General features: G+C 69.8%; 15 protein-coding genes and 1 pseudogene. 9 read left to right on the forward strand and 7 right to left on the reverse strand.

Features of this window, described 5'->3' with window-relative positions:
• The first annotated feature begins 1 nt into the window (after position 1).
• Genes G6N51_RS16460 through G6N51_RS16470 form a run of 3 tightly spaced genes read left to right on the forward strand, consistent with a single transcriptional unit; the run spans position 2 to position 3,038 of the window.
• Complete coding sequence (locus tag G6N51_RS16460; protein WP_083175798.1) at positions 2–937, forward strand: acyl-CoA dehydrogenase family protein; 936 nt, start codon at positions 2–4, stop codon at positions 935–937.
• Entirely contained in the window at positions 934–1,884 is a 951-nt protein-coding gene (gene ipdE2, locus G6N51_RS16465; RefSeq protein WP_083175747.1) for an acyl-CoA dehydrogenase IpdE2, read from the forward strand. Before G6N51_RS16460 ends, ipdE2 begins: the two co-directional genes overlap by 4 nt.
• On the forward strand, positions 1,881–3,038 hold the full coding sequence (locus G6N51_RS16470) for a pyridoxal phosphate-dependent aminotransferase (RefSeq protein WP_083175745.1): 1,158 nt from the start codon (positions 1,881–1,883) through the stop codon (positions 3,036–3,038). Before ipdE2 ends, G6N51_RS16470 begins: the two co-directional genes overlap by 4 nt.
• Here the strand turns inward: G6N51_RS16470 and G6N51_RS16475 are convergent.
• Positions 3,035–3,865, reverse strand: a complete 831-nt coding sequence (locus G6N51_RS16475; protein WP_083175743.1) for an arylamine N-acetyltransferase family protein — start codon at positions 3,863–3,865, stop codon at positions 3,035–3,037. The two genes, G6N51_RS16470 and G6N51_RS16475, sit on opposite strands and share 4 nt — an antisense overlap.
• A gap of 91 nt (positions 3,866–3,956) precedes the next feature.
• Here G6N51_RS16475 and G6N51_RS16480 point away from each other — a divergent pair, with 91 nt between their 5' ends.
• The 4 genes from G6N51_RS16480 (at position 3,957) to G6N51_RS16495 (ending at position 9,047) form a co-directional block, all read left to right on the forward strand.
• Complete coding sequence (locus tag G6N51_RS16480; protein ID WP_083175741.1) at positions 3,957–4,562, forward strand: mycothiol-dependent nitroreductase Rv2466c family protein; 606 nt, start codon at positions 3,957–3,959, stop codon at positions 4,560–4,562.
• A 151-nt stretch (positions 4,563–4,713) separates the two neighbouring features.
• Entirely contained in the window at positions 4,714–7,863 is a 3,150-nt protein-coding gene (locus G6N51_RS16485) for a serine/threonine-protein kinase (RefSeq protein WP_163750728.1), read from the forward strand.
• 111 nt (positions 7,864–7,974) lie between these two features.
• On the forward strand, positions 7,975–8,412 hold the full coding sequence (locus G6N51_RS16490) for a nitroreductase family deazaflavin-dependent oxidoreductase (RefSeq protein ID WP_232078412.1): 438 nt from the start codon (positions 7,975–7,977) through the stop codon (positions 8,410–8,412).
• Positions 8,413–8,558: 146 nt separating this feature from the next.
• Positions 8,559–9,047, forward strand: a complete 489-nt coding sequence (locus G6N51_RS16495; protein ID WP_232078414.1) for a hypothetical protein — start codon at positions 8,559–8,561, stop codon at positions 9,045–9,047.
• On the opposite strand, the gene hsaB is transcribed toward G6N51_RS16495, so the two are convergent.
• The 5 genes and pseudogenes from hsaB to hsaA form a co-directional block, all read right to left on the reverse strand.
• Positions 9,044–9,607: a 3-hydroxy-9,10-secoandrosta-1,3,5(10)-triene-9,17-dione monooxygenase reductase subunit gene (gene hsaB / locus G6N51_RS16500; protein WP_083174520.1), complete on the reverse strand. Its 564-nt coding sequence runs from the start codon at positions 9,605–9,607 to the stop codon at positions 9,044–9,046. The genes G6N51_RS16495 and hsaB overlap by 4 nt on opposite strands.
• Before the next feature lie 2 nt (positions 9,608–9,609).
• Positions 9,610–10,512 (reverse strand): iron-dependent extradiol dioxygenase HsaC, encoded by a 903-nt coding sequence (hsaC, locus tag G6N51_RS16505; protein ID WP_083174518.1) that lies wholly within the window; start codon positions 10,510–10,512, stop codon positions 9,610–9,612.
• On the reverse strand, positions 10,512–11,387 hold the full coding sequence (gene hsaD / locus G6N51_RS16510) for a 4,5:9,10-diseco-3-hydroxy-5,9,17-trioxoandrosta-1(10),2-diene-4-oate hydrolase (protein WP_083174516.1): 876 nt from the start codon (positions 11,385–11,387) through the stop codon (positions 10,512–10,514). Before hsaD ends, hsaC begins: the two co-directional genes overlap by 1 nt.
• Positions 11,388–11,459: pseudogene (locus G6N51_RS29240) on the reverse strand (16S rRNA (guanine(966)-N(2))-methyltransferase RsmD); the annotation flags it as partial.
• 5 nt (positions 11,460–11,464) lie between these two features.
• Positions 11,465–12,649, reverse strand: coding sequence for a 3-hydroxy-9,10-secoandrosta-1,3,5(10)-triene-9,17-dione monooxygenase oxygenase subunit (hsaA, locus tag G6N51_RS16515; protein WP_083174514.1), 1,185 nt, complete (start codon positions 12,647–12,649; stop codon positions 11,465–11,467).
• Positions 12,650–12,796: 147 nt separating this feature from the next.
• Between hsaA and G6N51_RS16520 the strand changes: the two genes are divergently transcribed.
• On the forward strand, positions 12,797–13,879 hold the full coding sequence (locus tag G6N51_RS16520; RefSeq protein ID WP_083174512.1) for a ferredoxin--NADP reductase: 1,083 nt from the start codon (positions 12,797–12,799) through the stop codon (positions 13,877–13,879).
• Positions 13,880–13,929: 50 nt separating this feature from the next.
• On the forward strand, positions 13,930–14,463 hold the full coding sequence (locus G6N51_RS16525) for a hypothetical protein (RefSeq protein ID WP_083174499.1): 534 nt from the start codon (positions 13,930–13,932) through the stop codon (positions 14,461–14,463).
• 28 nt (positions 14,464–14,491) lie between these two features.
• Here the strand turns inward: G6N51_RS16525 and G6N51_RS16530 are convergent, their stop codons facing one another.
• Positions 14,492–16,615 carry an acyl-CoA dehydrogenase gene (locus tag G6N51_RS16530; RefSeq protein ID WP_083174497.1) on the reverse strand — a complete coding sequence of 708 codons (2,124 nt, stop codon included), beginning with the start codon at positions 16,613–16,615 and terminating at the stop codon, positions 14,492–14,494.
• Positions 16,616–16,675 lie beyond the last annotated feature (60 nt).

The following is a 16,675-nucleotide window of genomic DNA, read 5'->3' on the forward strand; positions in this document are numbered from 1 at the left end:
CGTGGAATTCCAACCAGACTCTCAGCAGCGCGACTTCGCGGCCAGCATCGACGCCGCGCTCGGCGCGGCGGACCTGCCCGCGGCGATCCGCGCGTGGTCCGCGGGCGACACCGCGCCCGGCCGCAAGGTGTGGGAACAGCTGACGAACCTGGGCGTCACCGCGCTGACCGTGCCGGAGAAATTCGACGGCATCGGCGCCGAGCCCGTCGACCTGGTGGTCGCCCTCGAACGCCTCGGCCGCTGGTGCGTCCCGGGTCCGGTGGCCGAATCCATTGCCGTGGCACCGATTCTGCTGGCGGACGATGAGCGCTGCGCGGGCCTGGCTTCCGGCGAGCTCATCGCCACCGTCGCGATGCCGCCGCACACCCCGCGCGCCGTCGATGCCGAAACGGCCGGGCTGGTGCTGCTGGCCGGCCAAAGCGGCGTGACAGAGGCGACCCCGGGTGAAGAGCACCAGTCCGTCGACCCCAGCCGCCGGCTCTACGACGTGACCGCGACCGGACAGGCCTGGCAGGCAAACGTCCGGCGCGCCTACGAGTTCGGGGCGCTGGCGACCGCCGCACAGCTGGTCGGCGCGGCCGAGGCGCTGCTGCGCGACACCGTCGATTACGCCAAGCAGCGTGCGCAGTTCGGCCGGCTGATCGGTTCGTATCAGGCGATCAAGCACAAGCTCGCCGACGTGCACATCGCGATCGAGCTGGCCCGGCCGCTGCTGTACGGCGCGGCCTTGTCGCTGGAGCCCCGCGACGTCAGCGCGGCCAAGGCGGCGGCGTCCGAGGCGGGCCTGCTGGCGGCGCGATCGGCGCTGCAGACCCACGGCGCGATCGGCTTCACCCAGGAACACGACCTGTCCCTGTGGTTGCTGCGCGTGCAAGCATTGCGTTCGGCCTGGGGTACTCCCGAGGCGCATCGGCGGCGAGTGCTGGAGGCGCTATGAGCGAAGAACGGGAGATGCTGCGGGAGACCGTCGCGGCGCTGGTGGCCAAGCACGCCAACCCGGCTGCGGTGCGCGCGGCGATGGAGTCCGACCGCGGCTACGACGAGTCGCTGTGGCAGCTGCTGTGTGAGCAGGTGGGCGCCGCCGCGCTGGTCATCCCCGAGGAGTTGGGTGGCGCCGGCGGCGAATTGGCCGACGCCGCAACGGTTTTGCAGGAGCTGGGCCGGGCGCTGGTGCCTTCCCCACTGCTGGGCACCACGCTGGCCGAGCTGGCCCTGCTATCCGCGCCCGAGCCCGACGCCGAGACGCTGTGCGGCCTCGCCGAGGGCGCCTCGATCGGCGCCCTGGTGCTCGACGCCGACTACGTGGTCAACGGCGATATCGCCGACGTCGTGGTCGCCATCGACGACGGACGGCTGACCCGGTGGACCCGCTTCGGCGCCGAGCCCGTCGCCACCATGGACCCGACCCGGCGACTCGCACGGCTGAAGGCCGAGCAGACCGAACCGATCGGCACCGACCCCGGCATCACCGCCAGCGCCGCCATCCTGCTGGCCGCCGAGCAGATTGGCGCCGCCGAACGCTGCCTGGAGCTCACCGTCGAATACGCCAAGAACAGAGTGCAGTTCGGCCGGCCGATCGGCAGTTTCCAGGCCCTCAAACACCGGATGGCCGACCTGTACGTCACGGTCGCCGCGGCGAAGGCCGTCGTCGCGGACGCATGCAACGAGCCCACCCCGACGAATGCGGCCACGGCGCGCCTCGCCGCGACCGAGGCATTGTGCGCCGCGGCCGCCGAAGGCATCCAATTGCACGGCGGGATCGCGATCACCTGGGAACACGACATGCACCTGTATTTCAAACGCGCCCACGGCAGCGCGCACCTGCTCGACACACCGCGAGAACTGCTCGCGCGACTGGAAGCCGAGGTGCTCGAAACGTCGTGAACGACCACGTCGCGGCGCGCGCCGCCATCCCGCCCTTCTATGTGATGGACGTGTGGCTGGCGGCCGCGGAGCGCCAGTGCAGCCACGGCGATCTGGTGAACCTCTCGGCCGGCCAGCCCAGCGTGGGGGCGCCGGAGCCGGTGCGCGCGGCCGCGGCCGCCGCCCTGCACCTGGGCGAGCTGGGCTACTCCGTGACGCTCGGCATCCCCGAGCTGCGCGCGGCGATAGCGGCGGATTACCAACGGCAGCACGGGCTTCGCGTCGAGCCCGATGACGTGGTGGTCACCACGGGCTCCTCGGGCGGATTCCTGCTCGCCTTCCTGGCGTGCTTCGACGCCGGTGACCGGGTCGCACTGGCCAGTCCCGGCTATCCGTGTTATCGAAACATCTTGTCCGCGTTGGGATGCGAGGTGGTCGAGATTCCATGCGGACCGCAGACCCGCTTTCAGCCCACCGTGGGAATGCTCGACGAACTCGACCCGCCCGTGCAGGGCGTGATCGTCGCCAGCCCGGCCAACCCCACCGGAACGGTGATAGCGCCGGCGGAGTTGGCCGCCATCGCGGGGTGGTGCGAAGCGTCCGGGGTGCGGCTGATCAGCGATGAGGTCTATCACGGCCTGGTCTACGACGGCGCGCCGCCGACCAGCTGCGCCTGGCAGACATCCCGAGACGCCGTGGTGGTCAACAGCTTTTCGAAGTATTACGCGATGACGGGCTGGCGGCTGGGCTGGATGCTGGTGCCGCCCCCGCTGCTGCGAGCGGTGGACCGCCTGACCGGCAACTTCACCATCTGCGCGCCGGTGCTGTCGCAGATCGCCGGGGTGGCGGCCTTCACCCCGGAGGCGACCGCCGAAGCCGAGGGCAACCTGCACCACTACGCGACCAACCGCACGCTGCTGCTGGACGGGCTGCGCGAAATCGGCATCGACCGGCTGGCCCCCACCGACGGCGCGTTCTACGTCTACGCCGACGTGTCCGACCACACCGACGACTCGATCGCGTTCTGCGCGAAACTGTTGAACGACACCGGCGTTGCCATCGCGCCCGGCATCGATTTCGATGTCACGCACGGCAATTCCTTCGTCCGGTTCTCGTTCGCCGGGCCGACGGGCGACATCGAAGAGGCCCTCCGGCGGATCGGCCCCTGGCTCTAGGCGTCCAGGATCCTGTCCAGGCGCGCCTCGAGCGCGCCGCGGCCGGCGACGTCGGACACGTTGATGCCGAACGTGTCTCTGAGGGTGTCGACCACCGCGGCCGCGTCGTCGAGGCGGATCTTCTCGCTGGAATCGGCGCGGTGGATGGCCAGGTTCCGGCCGGCCAGGTTCAATCGGGCCTCCCCGGTGACGCGCGCGGCCGTCAGTGCGGTCACGAAGTGCGACGAGGGATGCGTCGAGACGAACCAGCTGCCCACCTGCAGGTCGACGGCGGGCACGGTCCGGCTGCTGAACTCGTAGAGCGGTTGCCACTCGTCGCGGACCTGGGCCTGCAAGACCAGGCCGTCGCCGCGGTCCTCCAGCCGGTAGGGCTCGTGCGTCGTCTGCTGCACGCTGCCGATCTCGATGCGCAGTGGCGAGGTGGGGGTCATCCCGCCGAAACCCACGTCGACCAGGTAGACACCGTGCGAGGCGGGGAACGTCACCGCCAACACGGTGTGGGTTTGCGGCGGTGACGGCGAGTCGGGCGGCCGCATCCACACCACCCGGCCCGCCAGTCGCCGAACCCGGAAGCCGAGCTCGGCCAGCACGTAGCCCATCAAGCCGTTGTGCTCGTAGCAATAGCCGCCGCGGCCCCGCCGAACCAGCTTGCCGGCCAGGGCGCCCGGGCTCAGGTCGTCGACCGGCACGCCCATCACCGGATCGAGGTTCTCGAAGGGAATCGTTTGGGTGTGCGCGCTGACCAAGGCCCGCAGTACCTCGAGGTTGGGCGCCGCGGGGCCCCCATAGCCGATGCGATCGAAGTACTCGCCCAGGTTCAGCGTCATGAAGCCATTCTGCTGCCCACGCCGTTGACAGGCGTGCGACGCCCGGCAGCGGGTATGCCATTCGGCAGCCCAGTAACGCGAAGGAGGAGCCTTGACCGACATCGACCTCTACCTCGATCCAGTCTGTCCGTTCTCCTGGGTGACGGCGCGCTGGCTGCGCGACGCGGCGCGGTCGACGCACACGCCGGTCGCCCTGCGGCAGATGAGCCTGGCGGTGCTCAACGAGGGCCAGGACGCGGAGAACGCCGAACAACAACACATGATGGAGCGGTCGACGCGGCTGGGACGGCTGTTCGCCGCGGCCGTCGCCGAACATGGACCCGAGGCGTTCGCGGGCCTCTACGACTCGATAGGCGGTCGCATCCACGTGCGCCGGGACGAACTCGATGCCTCAGCGATCCGCGAAGCCCTCGCCGAGAACGGCCTCGAGGACCGGCTCGCCGGAGCGCTCGACGACGGCGACCTCGACGACGCAGTCAGGCGGGCGCACCAGGCCAGCCAGGACGCCCTGGGCGACGAGGCCGGCAGCCCGATCATCGCTGTCGACGGCCGCGCGTTCTCCGGACCGGTCCTGACCCGGGCCCCGAACACCCACGACGGTGTTCGACTGCTCGAAGCCGTGCTCACCATGGCCGGCGTTCCCGAATTCGCCGCGCTGCAACGGCCGTACCAGGGTCCCCCGACCATCGACGGCTGAGCCCGCGACCCCGCGCCTGCCGGCTAACTCTTCCGGCTGCTGATCGTTGCCCTGGTACATCAAGGTCGCCGAAAGGCACACCGGCGAGGTTCTGAGCGCTTAATCTTGAGCTCGCCCGTCACATATTTCGCGGAGGGTTGAGCGCCAGCAAATGCCTGAAGAGCCACGTTCCGACAATGTCGCACCCGTACCGAGCGGCATCGCCGCGGAGCTGGCGGCCGCGGGGTTCGAGGACGCGCGCCAGGTGGCCCGGGGCGGGGCGGGGGTCATCTACTGCTGTTACGAGACCGCCCTCGGGCGAAGCGTTGCGGTCAAGGTGCTCCCGTCGCACATCGACGACGACAGCAGGGAACGGTTCCTTCGCGAGGGGTACGCGATGGGCGGGCTCTCCGGGCATCCGAACATCGTCAACATCCTGCGGGTCGGCGTCACCGCGAGCGGCAAGCCCTACATCGTGATGCCGTACCACTCGGCGGATTCGCTGGCGGTCCGGCTGCGACGCGAAGGTCCGGTGCCCTGGCCCGAAGCGTTGCACATCGGTGTAAAGCTCTGCGGCGCACTGGAAACCGCGCACCGGACCGGAACCTTGCACCGCGACATCAAGCCGGCGAACATCCTTGTCAACGATTACGGCGAGCCGCAGCTGAGCGATTTCGGAATCGCCCACATCGAAGGCGGGTACGAGACGGCGACCGGGTTCTTCTCCGGCACGATCGATTTCACCGCACCGGAGGTGATGACGGGCAACCCGGCGACCGTCGCCTCTGACATGTATTCGCTGGGCGCCACCCTGTACGCGCTCATCGCGGGCAACGCCGCGCACGAGCGCAAGAAGGGCGAGGACCTGATCGCGCAGTATCTGCGGATCAGCACCACCGGGGTCCCGGACATGCGTCCCGACGGCATCCCGGACGCGGTGTGCTCGGCGATCGAGAGGGCGATGTCGATCGACCCGGCCGACCGGCCCGCCTCGGCCGAGGAGTTCGGCCGCGAGCTACAGGCCGCCCAGCGCCGCAACGGTCTGAAACCCGACGCGATGGCCATCACCGGACGCCCCTCGGCCGTGGTGGCGGATGTCCCGCATGCCGCCCCGGCCCCGCCCGGCGGCCACAGCGAGGTGGCGCGGCCCCCCGCCCCGAACACGTCGAGCATGCCCGCCCCGCCGCGGCTGCCGACCGGGCACGACGATCCGACCTCCGCCATCAGCGCCCCGATCGACCACGGGCTCGAGACCGCGGCTTTGCCGCAGTCGGGGCCCGCCGAGCTGTCCGAGGCGGCCAGCCTGCTGCGCGGAGTGCACGGGTCGGCGACGCAACCCAAGGTGCGGCCGCCCAGCACCGCGGCACCGTCGGGCGGCGGCGCCCAGGGTCCACCGCGGGGCGGGAACCGGGCTCGGGTGGCCGCGTGGTTCGCGGAGCCGGGCAAGAAGCGAAACCGCATCGCGTTGGCGGCCGGCGCGGCGGCCCTGGTCGTGCTGCTGGTGGTCGGCGGCGTCTATCTCGCGCTTTCGCCCGACAACAACGCCGGTTCGAAGGGCACTTCCGGACAACCGACCGCGCAGCCGCCCATGCAGTGGAAGCCGATCACCAACGCACGCATTTCGCGGGACGCGGCGGCCACCACGCAGGCCGACGGCACGATCTGGATCTTCGGCGGGATCCGCAGCGACGGCGGCCTCACCGGAGTGCAAGAGGGATATGACCCCGTCATCGACAGCTGGAAGGTCGGCGACGACCTGCCGGTCCCCGTTTCGCACGCGATGGCCGTCACCTGGCAGGGCAACCCCGTCGTGCTCGGCGGCTGGAAGTCCGAGGGCGGTAAAAACGTGGCGAGCGACCAGGTTTGGCGGGTCATCAACAGCCGCTGGGTCGAGCTTCCGCACCTGTTGCAACCCCGGGCGGCCGCGGCGGCCGCCGTGGTGGGCGACCGCCTGGTCGTCGCGGGCGGCGTCGACGCGAGCGGCGCGCTGCTGAACACCACCGAGGTGTTCGACGGCAACGCCTGGACCCTCGGCGCGCCCATCCCGACCCCGCGCCAGATGCTGGCGGCGGCCTCGGACGGCAAGCTGATGTACACCGTGGGCGGCGCCAACGGCACCGGGGACCTGGCGACGGTCGAGGCCTACGACCCGGGCGCGAAGGCCTGGACGCCGTTGCCCGCGCTGAGCCAGCCGCGCAGCGATTTCGGGGTGGCCATCGTCGACGGGCGTCTGGTGGCGGCCGGGGGCATGTCGGCGGGACAACTCCTCAAGAGCGTCGCCGCGTTCGACCTGATGACCAAGACGTGGTCCGGACTGCCCGACATGACGACCCCGCGGCACGGCATGGCGGTCGACGCCGTGGAGAAGTCCGTGTACGCCATCGGCGGGTCGACCGCCCCCGGGGACGGCCAGCCGACCTCGTCGGCCGAGGCGCTCAAACTGCCGCCCCGCAGGATCCAGCCCGCGGCGCAATGGCGCTCGCTGCCCGATGCGCCGACCCCCCGGCTGATGATGGCCTGGGCAGTGCAGGGCGACAAGATCTGGATCCTGGGCGGCCTGCGCAACGGCGCCGCGCTGCAGACCGTCGAGAGCTACGACCCGCGCACCGGCGCCTGGCAGACCGGGCCGCCGCTGCCCATCCCGCTGCATCACGCGACGGCGGCTACCTACCGCGACGAAGTCGTGGTGCTCGGCGGTGCGAGCGATCAGCTCGCCGACGCGTCCGACAAGGTGTTCGCGCTGCGCGGCGGCAACTGGGTCGAACTGCCGCATCTCACCCACCCGCGCGCCGCCCCTGCCGCGGCGGTGGTGGGTGACAAGCTCGTCGTGGTCGGCGGCCAGAACGCCAAGCAACTCGTTCCGCAGACCGAGGTGTTCGACGGCAGTTCGTGGAAGGACGCCGCCGACATGCCCACGCCCCGCGAACACCTGGCCGCGGTGTCGGACGGCACCTACCTGTACGCGATCGGCGGGCGGTTCCTCTCCGCCGACAAGAACTCCGCCGCGAACGAGCGGTTCGACCCGCAGTCGGGAACCTGGACCAAGCTGGTGGGCATGCCGACCCCGCGGGGGAGCTACGGCGCGACCTACATCGACGGCCGCATCGTGGTGGCCGGTGGCGAGGAACCGACGATGGTGCTGAACGTCGTCGAGATGTACGACATCGCAGACGGCAGGTGGAGCACCTTGCCCCCGATGCCCACCGCGCGCCACGCCGAGGTGGTGGCGACGGTCGGAAACACCGTCTACTGCATCGGTGGGGCGAACCGGCCGACGCACGAGGGCCCGATCGCCACGGTCGAGGCGCTCGACTTCATGTAGCGCCGGCCCCGTGAGCGCGCGACGATGAATCGGCGCCGGGTTGTCGACTGGTTCTACGGCGTCAAGCGGTGGATGTATCGCGGTGGGAGGCCGGGGTTTCCGGCCCGAGTCATGAATCGGCTGTCCGCGCTGCAGTATTCGGCCGGTGTCCTGTCCCCGAGGCGGGCGATGACCCTCGAGGTGCTCGGGCGGCGTTCCGGGCGAGTGGTCTCGGTCCCCGTGGTCGTGGTCCATCACGACGGCGGGCGCTATCTGGTATCGATGTTGGGCGACGACGCGAACTGGGTGCGCAACGTTCGCGCTGCCGGCGGGCGGGCGGTCATGCGACGCGGGCACGCCCAACCCGTGCACCTGCTCGAGGTCGCCACCGAGGACCGCGCACCCGTGCTGCGCCGCTACGTCGCGGTCGCGCCCGGAGCGCGCCCCCACATTCCGCTGGGCGGCGACGCTCCGCTGACGGAATTCGAGCGCATCGCCGCCCACTACCCGGTGTTCCGGATCACCCCCGACGATCCGTCCCGCCCGCACGGGCACGCCGGTGGGCGCTGAGGAACAGCACCGCGGCCGGCTAGGGGCCAAGATCACCCGCTCGGGGCCGTCGCGCCCGCCCGTTGTTTTACTTGCGCCAGATACGGGGATCCCACTACGAGCCGGCGCCCAGCGCCAGGCGTAAACCGATGTGATGGGAGCCCATGATGAACAGCAGCGCTATCTGGATCGTGGTCGCCGCCGCGGCCGTCTTGGTGATTCTCGTCGTCCTCGTCGCGCTGAGCAGAATGCGGCGCCGCCGCCGGCAGCGGCAGGCCGAGCAGATCCGCGAAGAAGCCAGGCTGGCCACGGCCAAAGTCGAGCGGCGTGAAGCACTGGCGCAGGAAACTGCCGCCAAGGCCCGCGCCGCACAGGCCGAGGCGGAGGTCAAGGCGGCCGAAGCCGCACGGCTGCAGGAGCGGGCGGCCGAGCATCAAAGCGAGGCCGCGACCTCGCGCGAGCAGGTTAACGAGCAATGGAACCGCGCCGACAGCCTCGACCCCGATGCGGGGAAGCAAACCGATGAGCCGCCACCCGGTTCCGACGCGGCCGGGCGCGAGCGGTCATACCAGCCGGACACCGGCGCCGACTCCGAGGGCAACCGCCGCGATGCCGCCTCCGATCGCCCGGCCGCCCCGCTGAATCGGAACGCCTAGAGCCAGGTGTCCTGGGTGGTCGCCGTGAGGAACGCCTCCAGGTCGTCGCGCCACTGCGCAGGTGTGGTCTTGTCCGGTTCTATCCCGGTGTAATCCCCGCGATAGAACAGCAATGGGCGCGGCTTGATCTTGGGCGCCTCCGACAACGACTGGACCGCGCCGAACACCACGAAGTGGTCGCCACCGTCGTGCACGGACGCCACCGTGCAGTCGATGTAGGCCAGCGACCCGTCGATGATCGGCGAGCCGAGTTCCGAAGGGTGCCAGTCGATCCCGGCGAACTTGTCCGGCTCCTTCGATCCGAACCGCGCCGACACGTCCTTCTGCTTTTCCCTGAGCACGTTCACGCAGAACCGGCCGGTGGCCTCGATGGCCTGCCAGGACCGCGACACCTTCGTGGGGCAGAAGAGCACCAAGGGCGGGTCCAGCGACAGTGCCGCGAAGGACTGGCAGGCGAAGCCGACCGGAACGTCGTCGTGCACCGTGGTGATGATCGTGATGCCGGTGCAGAACTGGCCCAGCACCTGCCGGAAGGCCCGCGGGTCGATCGGCGCAGACATGACTATCCGCGGGCGCCGACCGTGAAGTCGTGGCCCCACAGACTCACGGCGGTGCTCTCCCGGGCGACCCAGTCGTCGTCCTCGACTTGCCTTCCCTCGCAGCCGAATTCGACGTCAAACCCGCTGGGCGTCTTCATGTAGAAAGACAGCATCAGGTCGTTGACGTGCCGGCCCAGCGTGGCCGACATGGGTACCTTGCGGCGCAACGCCCGGTCGAGACACAGCCCGACGTCGTCGGCGTTCTCGACCTCCATCATCAGGTGCACGATGCCACTGGGCGTCGGCAGCGGCAGGAAAGCCAGGCTGTGGTGCCGCGGATTGCAACCGAAGAACCGCAGCCACGCGGGTTCCCCGTCGGCGGGCCGACCGACCACCTGCGGCGGCATCCGCATGGAGTCGCGCAGCTTGAACCCGAGAACGTCCCGGTAGAAGTGCAAGGCCTCGTCGTCGTCGCGGGTGGACAACACCACGTGCCCCAGTCCCTGCTCGCCGGTGACGAACGTGTGCCCGTACGGGCTGACCACGCGGCGGTGCTCGAGCGCGACGCCGTGGAACACCTCCAGGCAGTTGCCGGACGGGTCGGAGAACCGGATCATCTCGGCGACCCGGCGATCCGCCAGTTCGGCGGCGGTGGCCTCCTTGTACGGCACGCCCTCGACGTCGAGCCGGTTCCGGATTTCTTGCAGCCCTTCGGCGTTGGCGCACTCCCAGCCGGCCTCCATGAGGTGGTCACGCTCGCCGGGCACGATGACCAGCCGGGCGGGGAAATCGTCCATGCGCAGGTAGAGCGCGCCTTCGGTGCTGCCCTTGCCCTCGACCATGCCGAGCACCTTCAGGCCGAATTCACGCCAGGCCGCCATGTCGGTGGCCTCGATGCGTAGATAGCCCAGCGAACGGATGCTCATCACGCGCCTCCAAGGAAATCCACGGTCAACTTGTTGAACTCGTCGAACTTCTCCACTTGCGCCCAGTGCCCACATTGCCCGAAAACGTGGAGCTGCGCACGCGGAATGGTCTTCAGCGCGACCAGCGCGCCGTCGAGCGGGTTGACCCGGTCCTCGCGGCCCCAGATCAGCAGAACGGGCTGGCGCAGCCGGTGCACCTCGCGCCACATCATGCCGAGCTCGAAGTCGGGCCCCGCGAAGGACATTCCCATCGCGCGGGTCGCGGTCAACGATTCCGGCGTGCTGGCCAGCGCGAACCGCTCGTCGATCAGCTCCGGCGTGATCAGCTTCTGGTCGTAGACCATGACGCGCAGGAAGGCCTCGAGGTTCTCCCGGGTCGGTTCGACGGAGAACTTCCCCAGCCGCTTGACGCCCTCGGTCGGATCCGGGGCGAACAGGTTGATGCTCAGCCCGCCGGGTCCCATCAACACGAGCCGGCCGGCCCGGTCCGGGTAGTCGAGGGCGAATCGGACCGCGGTGCCCCCGCCCAGCGAATTACCCACCAGCGGAACGCGTCCCAGCCCGAGCTGGTCGAAGAGCCCCCTGAGCGCGCGGGCGGCGTAGTGGTTGAACTGCCCGTGCTCGGCACGCTTGTCGGACAGCCCGTAGCCGGGCTGATCGACGGCCAGCACATGAAACCGCTGCGCCAGCACCGGGATGTTGCGCGAGAAGTTCGTCCAGCTCGCCGCGCCCGGGCCGCCGCCGTGCAACAGCACCACGGTTTGGTCGTTGCCGACCCCGGCCTCGTGGTAGTGCAGCTTGAGCGGTCCGTCGACATCGACCTCGACGAAGCGCGAGGTCGACTCGAACGTCAACTCCCCCGTCGTTGCCGTCATTCAGCGCCGCTCCTCCTCATCGCTTCGTCCCCCGCAAGCGGGTGGTGCCCCCACTGCATCGTCGCCGGCGCGCATGGCTAGACCATGGTGTCGCCGGGCGGCAACCCGAATTCGTTGTTCCCGAAGATCTGGTATGCGCGCTCGGGATCGTTGGCCGCGTGCACCCGGCCCGCGTGCGCGTCGCGCCAGAACCGTTGCACCGGTTGGTCATTGCCCAGTGCGGTGGCGCCGGACGCCTCGAACAGCCGATCGATGGACGCGATCGCGCGCCCGGTGGCCCGCACCTGGTCGCGGCGGGCGCGGGCGCGCAGCTCGAACGGGATCTCCTTGCCGGCGGACAACAACGCGTACTCGTCGGCGACGTTGCCGCTCAACTGGCGCCACGCCGCGTCGATGTCGCTGGCCGCTTCGGCGATGCGCACCTTGGCGAACGGGTCGTCCTTGGCCTTCTCCCCGGCGAACGCCGCGCGCACCCGCTTGCCCTGGTGCTCGACGTGCGCGTCGTACGCCCCGTAGGCCATGCCGACGATCGGCGCCGAGATGGTGGTGGGGTGCATTGTGCCCCAAGGCATCTTGTAGACCGGGGCCGTGTTCGTCTGGTACCCGCCCGCGGTGCCGTCGTTCATCGCCTTGTACGACAGGAACCGGTGCCGCGGCACGAAGACGTCCTTGACCACCACGGTGTTGCTGCCGGTGCCGCGCAGCCCGACGACGTGCCACACGTCGTCGATGCGGTACTCGGTGCGCGGGATCAGGAAGCTGCCGAAGTCGACCGGACGGCCGTCCTTGATCACCGGGCCGCCGAGGAAGGCCCAGGTGGCGTGGTCACATCCCGACGACCAGTTCCACGAACCGTTGACCAGATATCCCCCGTCGGTGACCACGCCGGCGCCCATCGGCGCGTACGACGAGGAGACCCGCACGTTCGGGTCGTCGCCCCAGACCTCCTCCTGGGCCTGCTGGTCGAACAACGCCAGATGCCAGTTGTGCACGCCGATGATCGAACTCACCCAGCCGGTGGAACCGCACGCGCTCGCCAGCCGCCGCACCGCCTCGTAGAACAGCGTCGGGTCGCATTGCAGTCCACCCCATTGTTCGGGCTGCAGCAGGGTGAAGAAACCGATGTCCTGGAGATCCTGAACGGTCTCGTCGGGCAGCCGCCGCAAATCCTCCGTCGCCTGAGCGCGCTCCCGAATCCGCGGCAGCAGATCATCGATGTCAGCCAGAACCGACTGCGCGTCACGCTGTTGAATGGACGTCACTTAAGTTTGCCTCCTGAGAGTGCGGACTTACACCAGAGACTAGAACACGTTCCGATTTGTGTCGAGCAGGGTATTCCTGCGGCTGGTAGCGATACGAATCCACTTTTCTGTAACATGTTCTAGTTGCAACGAGAGGGAGGATGGGCCTTGGCCGAGGCCAATCTCGACGAGCCGCTCGGCGACCACGTCCTGGAACTGCAGATCGCCGAGGTCGTCGCAGAAACCGACGACGCGCGGTCGCTGGTGTTCGCGGTGCCCGACGATCCGGGTGACCCCGAGATCCCGCCCGAACGGCTGCGCTACGCGCCGGGGCAGTTCTTGACGCTGCGCGTCCCCAGCGAGCGCACCGGCTCGGTGGCCCGCTGCTACTCGCTGTGCAGCTCGCCGTTCACCGACGACGCGCTGATCGTCACGGTCAAGCGGACCACGGACGGGTACGCGTCGAACTGGCTGTGCGAGCACGCGCGGGCGGGCATGCGGATCCACGTCCTGGCCCCGTCGGGCAACTTCGTGCCCAAGACGCTCGACGACGACTTCCTGCTGCTGGCCGCGGGCAGCGGGATCACCCCGGTCATGTCGATCGCCAAGTCGGCCCTCGCCGAGGGCGGGGGCCAGGTGACGCTGCTGTATGCGAATCGCGACGAGAAGTCGGTGATCTTCTCCGGTGCGCTTCGTGAACTGTGCGCCAAGTATCCCGACCGGCTCACGGTGGTGCACTGGCTGGAATCGCTGCAGGGGATGCCGAGCGTCGCCGCGCTGGCGAAGCTCGCCGCCCCCTATACCGATCGGCCGGTGTACATCTGCGGACCCGGCCCCTTCATGGACGCCGCCCGCGACGCGCTGGAATTGCTGAAAGTGCCCGCGGCGCAAGTGCATATCGAGGTGTTCAAGTCGCTGGACTCCGACCCGTTCGCGGCGGTGAAGATCGACGACACCGCTCCGGGCGACCAGCCTCCGGCCACCGCCGTGGTGCAGCTGGACGGCGAGACCCACACGGTGTCGTGGCCGCGCAACGCCAAGCTGCTCGACGTGCTGCTGGCGAAGGGCCTCGACGCGCCGTTCTCCTGCCGCGAGGGCCACTGCGGCGCGTGCGCGTGCACCTTGCGCAGCGGGAAGGTGAGCATGGAGGTCAACGACGTGCTCGAACAGCAGGACCTCGACGACGGCCTCATCCTGGCCTGTCAATCTCACCCCGAATCTGATTCGGTAGAAGTCACCTACGACGAATAGTCGCGGGGCTAGGTTCACCCTTAGGGTTGGCGAACCGAGAGGGGAGCAACATGAAGCGGCTGATTGCCGGGTTCGCGGTCGTCGGATCGGCGTTGACGTTGCTGCCCGGCCCGACCGCCGGCGCGGCCAGCAACACCGCCACCACGTTGTTCCCGCTGGACGGCCCCAACCAGCTGGAGACGCGCACCGTCCTCAACTGCTTCAAGTCCGACGGCCACTGCGACTTCACCGCCGGGGCGGACATGCTGACGCCCGACGGACCGACCGGTTTCCCGCCCGGCCTGTGGGCCCGCCAGACCACCGAGATCCGGTCGTCGAACCGGCTGGCCTACCTCGACGCGCACGCCACCAGTCAGTACGAGCGGGTGATGAAATCGATGGGGTCCGACGAGATCACCACGGTCTACTTCGGGGAGGGCCCGCCGGACAAATACCAGACGACCGGCCGCATCGACTCCACGGATTGGCAGACGGGCCAGCCCAAGACCGACAACAACGTCATCGTCTGCACCCACATCCAGGTGGTCTACCCCGGGGTCAACATCACCTCGCCCAGCACCTGCGCCCAGACCACGTTCTCCTAGAGCCGTTGGCGGCGAGGCGGTTCCGCCGCTAGCGCGGCAGGCCGAGGAGCCGCTCGGCGGCCACGGTGAGCAGGATCTGCTCGGTGCCGCCGGCGATGGTGAGGCAGCGGGTGTTCAGGAAGTCATAGACCGCGTGGTTGCGGACCAGGCCGCCGCCCTCGGAGACGTCCATCATGTATTCGGCCAGCGCCTGCCGGTACCGCACCCCGATGAGCTTGCGCACGCTGGACTGCGCACCGGGGTCCTGCCCGCCCACGGCGAGTTGGGCGATGCGCTGGTCCAGCAGGGCGCCGGTCTGGGCGATGACGATCAACCGGCCGAGCCGATCCTGCTGCGCGGCATCGAGGTCGAGCTCCGCCAGCACCTTGAGCAACTCCTCCATCGGGTTGCCCAGCGCGGTGCCGGTGGCCATCGCGATGCGCTCGTTGGCCAGCGTGGTCCGGGCCAGCCGCCAGCCGTCGTTCACCGCGCCGACCACCAGCTCGTCGGGGACGAACACGTTGTCCAGGAAGACCTCGTTGAACAGCGAGTCGCCGGTGATCTCGCGAAGCGGGCGGATCTCGGTGCCCGGCGCCTTCATGTCCACCAGGAAGTAGGTGATGCCCTTGTGCTTGGGTGCGTCGGGATCGGTACGCGCCAGGCAGACACCCCACCGCGCCTTGTGCGCCGCCGACGTCCACACCTTCTGGCCGGTGAGCAGCCAGCCGCCCTCGCCGCGCACGGCCTTGGTGCGCAGCGACGCCAGGTCGGAGCCGGCTCCCGGTTCGGAAAACAGCTGACACCAGAGGAATTCGCCACGCAGGGTGCCCGGCACGAAGCGCTCGATCTGCTCCGGCGTGCCGTGCTCGAGGATGGTCGGCGCCGCCCACCAGCCGATCACCAGGTCCGGGCGGACCACGCCGGCCGCCGCCATCTCCTGATCGATGAGCAGCTGTTCGGCCGGTGACGCGGCACGCCCGTATGGCGCGGGCCAGTGCGGCGCCTGCAGCCCGGCCTCGGCGAGCGCCGCCTGGCGCTTCGCTTCGGGCAGCGCGGCGATCTCGGCGACGGCCGCGGCGATTTCCGCGCGCTGGCCCTCGACGTCGGTGAGGTCGATACCGAGGCGTCGTCGCACACCGGCCTGGGTCAGTTCGGTGACGCGGCGCAACCAGCGCTCGGCGCCGCCGAGGAAGCGGCCGATGGCGTGCGCCCGGCGCAGGTACAGGTGCGCGTCGTGCTCCCAGGTGCACCCGATCCCGCCGAGGACCTGGATGCAGTCCTTGACGCTGGCCTTGGCGGCCGCGATGCCGATGCTCGCAGCGAGGGCGGCCGCGATGGCGAACTGGTCCGGGTCGGACTCGGCCGCGGCGCGTGCGGCGTCGGCGGCGGCCACCTCGGCCTGCTCGGCGCGACACAGCATCTCCGCGCACAGGTGCTTGACGGCCTGAAAGCTGCCGATCGGCTTGCCGAACTGCTCGCGGACCTTGGCGTAGTCGACGGCGGTGTCCAGTGACCACCGGGTCACGCCGGCCGCCTCGGCCGCCAGCACGGTCGCCGCCAGTTCCTCGACGCGTTGACCGGATTCCGCCACGACGGTGGCTGGAGCGGATGCGAGGACCACCCTGGCCAGTGGCCGGGAGAAGTCGGTGGCCTCCAGCGGCTCGATGTGCACTTCCCGCGAGGCGGTGTCGACGAGCAGCCACTTCCCGTCGGCGGGCAGCAGCAGGACGCCGCCCTCGGCGGCGCCCAGCACCACGGGCAGGACACCCGACGCGCGCGAGGTTTCGCCGTCGTATTGGGCGGCACCCTCCAGCGCCAGCCCCGCGAACCGTTCGCCGGCGGCCAGTTGCGCCAGCAGGTCGGGATCGGTGACGACGAGCGTCGCCAGCGCCGTGGTCGCGACCGGCCCGGGAACCAGCGCCTTGGCGGCTTCCTCGACCATCGCGCACAGGTCCTCGACGCTGCCGCCGGCCCCGCCGTGGTCCTCCGGGATTGCGACGCCGAAGATGCCCAGCTCGGCCAGGCGGCCGAACACCGGGCGCCACGCGTCCGCGTCGCCCCGCTCGACCTCGCGGATCGCCGTCGTCCCGCCGGGCCCCGATGTCGCGTTGCGCGCCCAGTCGCGCACCAGGGCGCGCGCGGCGAACTGTTCGTCTGTGACGGTCGCTACCACCCTGGGGACCTCCGCGTCCTTCGATTCGGCGTGATGTGGGGCCTATGGCCCCTAGCTCTC

Source organism: Mycobacterium paraseoulense, assembly GCF_010731655.1.
Taxonomy (GTDB): domain Bacteria; phylum Actinomycetota; class Actinomycetes; order Mycobacteriales; family Mycobacteriaceae; genus Mycobacterium; species Mycobacterium paraseoulense.

Bases quoted from the DNA above. Each gene is read 5' to 3' on its own strand.
- ipdE2 (WP_083175747.1), top strand. From the start codon at position 934: ATGAGCGAAGAACGGGAGATGCTGCGGGAGACCGTCGCGGCGCTGGTG.
- G6N51_RS16475 (WP_083175743.1), bottom strand. From the start codon at position 3,865: ATGACGCTGAACCTGGGCGAGTACTTCGATCGCATCGGCTATGGGGGC.
- G6N51_RS16485 (WP_163750728.1), top strand. From the start codon at position 4,714: ATGCCTGAAGAGCCACGTTCCGACAATGTCGCACCCGTACCGAGCGGC.
- G6N51_RS16490 (WP_232078412.1), top strand. From the start codon at position 7,975: ATGAATCGGCTGTCCGCGCTGCAGTATTCGGCCGGTGTCCTGTCCCCG.
- G6N51_RS16495 (WP_232078414.1), top strand. From the start codon at position 8,559: ATGAACAGCAGCGCTATCTGGATCGTGGTCGCCGCCGCGGCCGTCTTG.
- hsaB (WP_083174520.1), bottom strand. From the start codon at position 9,607: ATGTCTGCGCCGATCGACCCGCGGGCCTTCCGGCAGGTGCTGGGCCAG.
- hsaC (WP_083174518.1), bottom strand. From the start codon at position 10,512: ATGAGCATCCGTTCGCTGGGCTATCTACGCATCGAGGCCACCGACATG.
- hsaD (WP_083174516.1), bottom strand. From the start codon at position 11,387: ATGACGGCAACGACGGGGGAGTTGACGTTCGAGTCGACCTCGCGCTTC.
- G6N51_RS16525 (WP_083174499.1), top strand. From the start codon at position 13,930: ATGAAGCGGCTGATTGCCGGGTTCGCGGTCGTCGGATCGGCGTTGACG.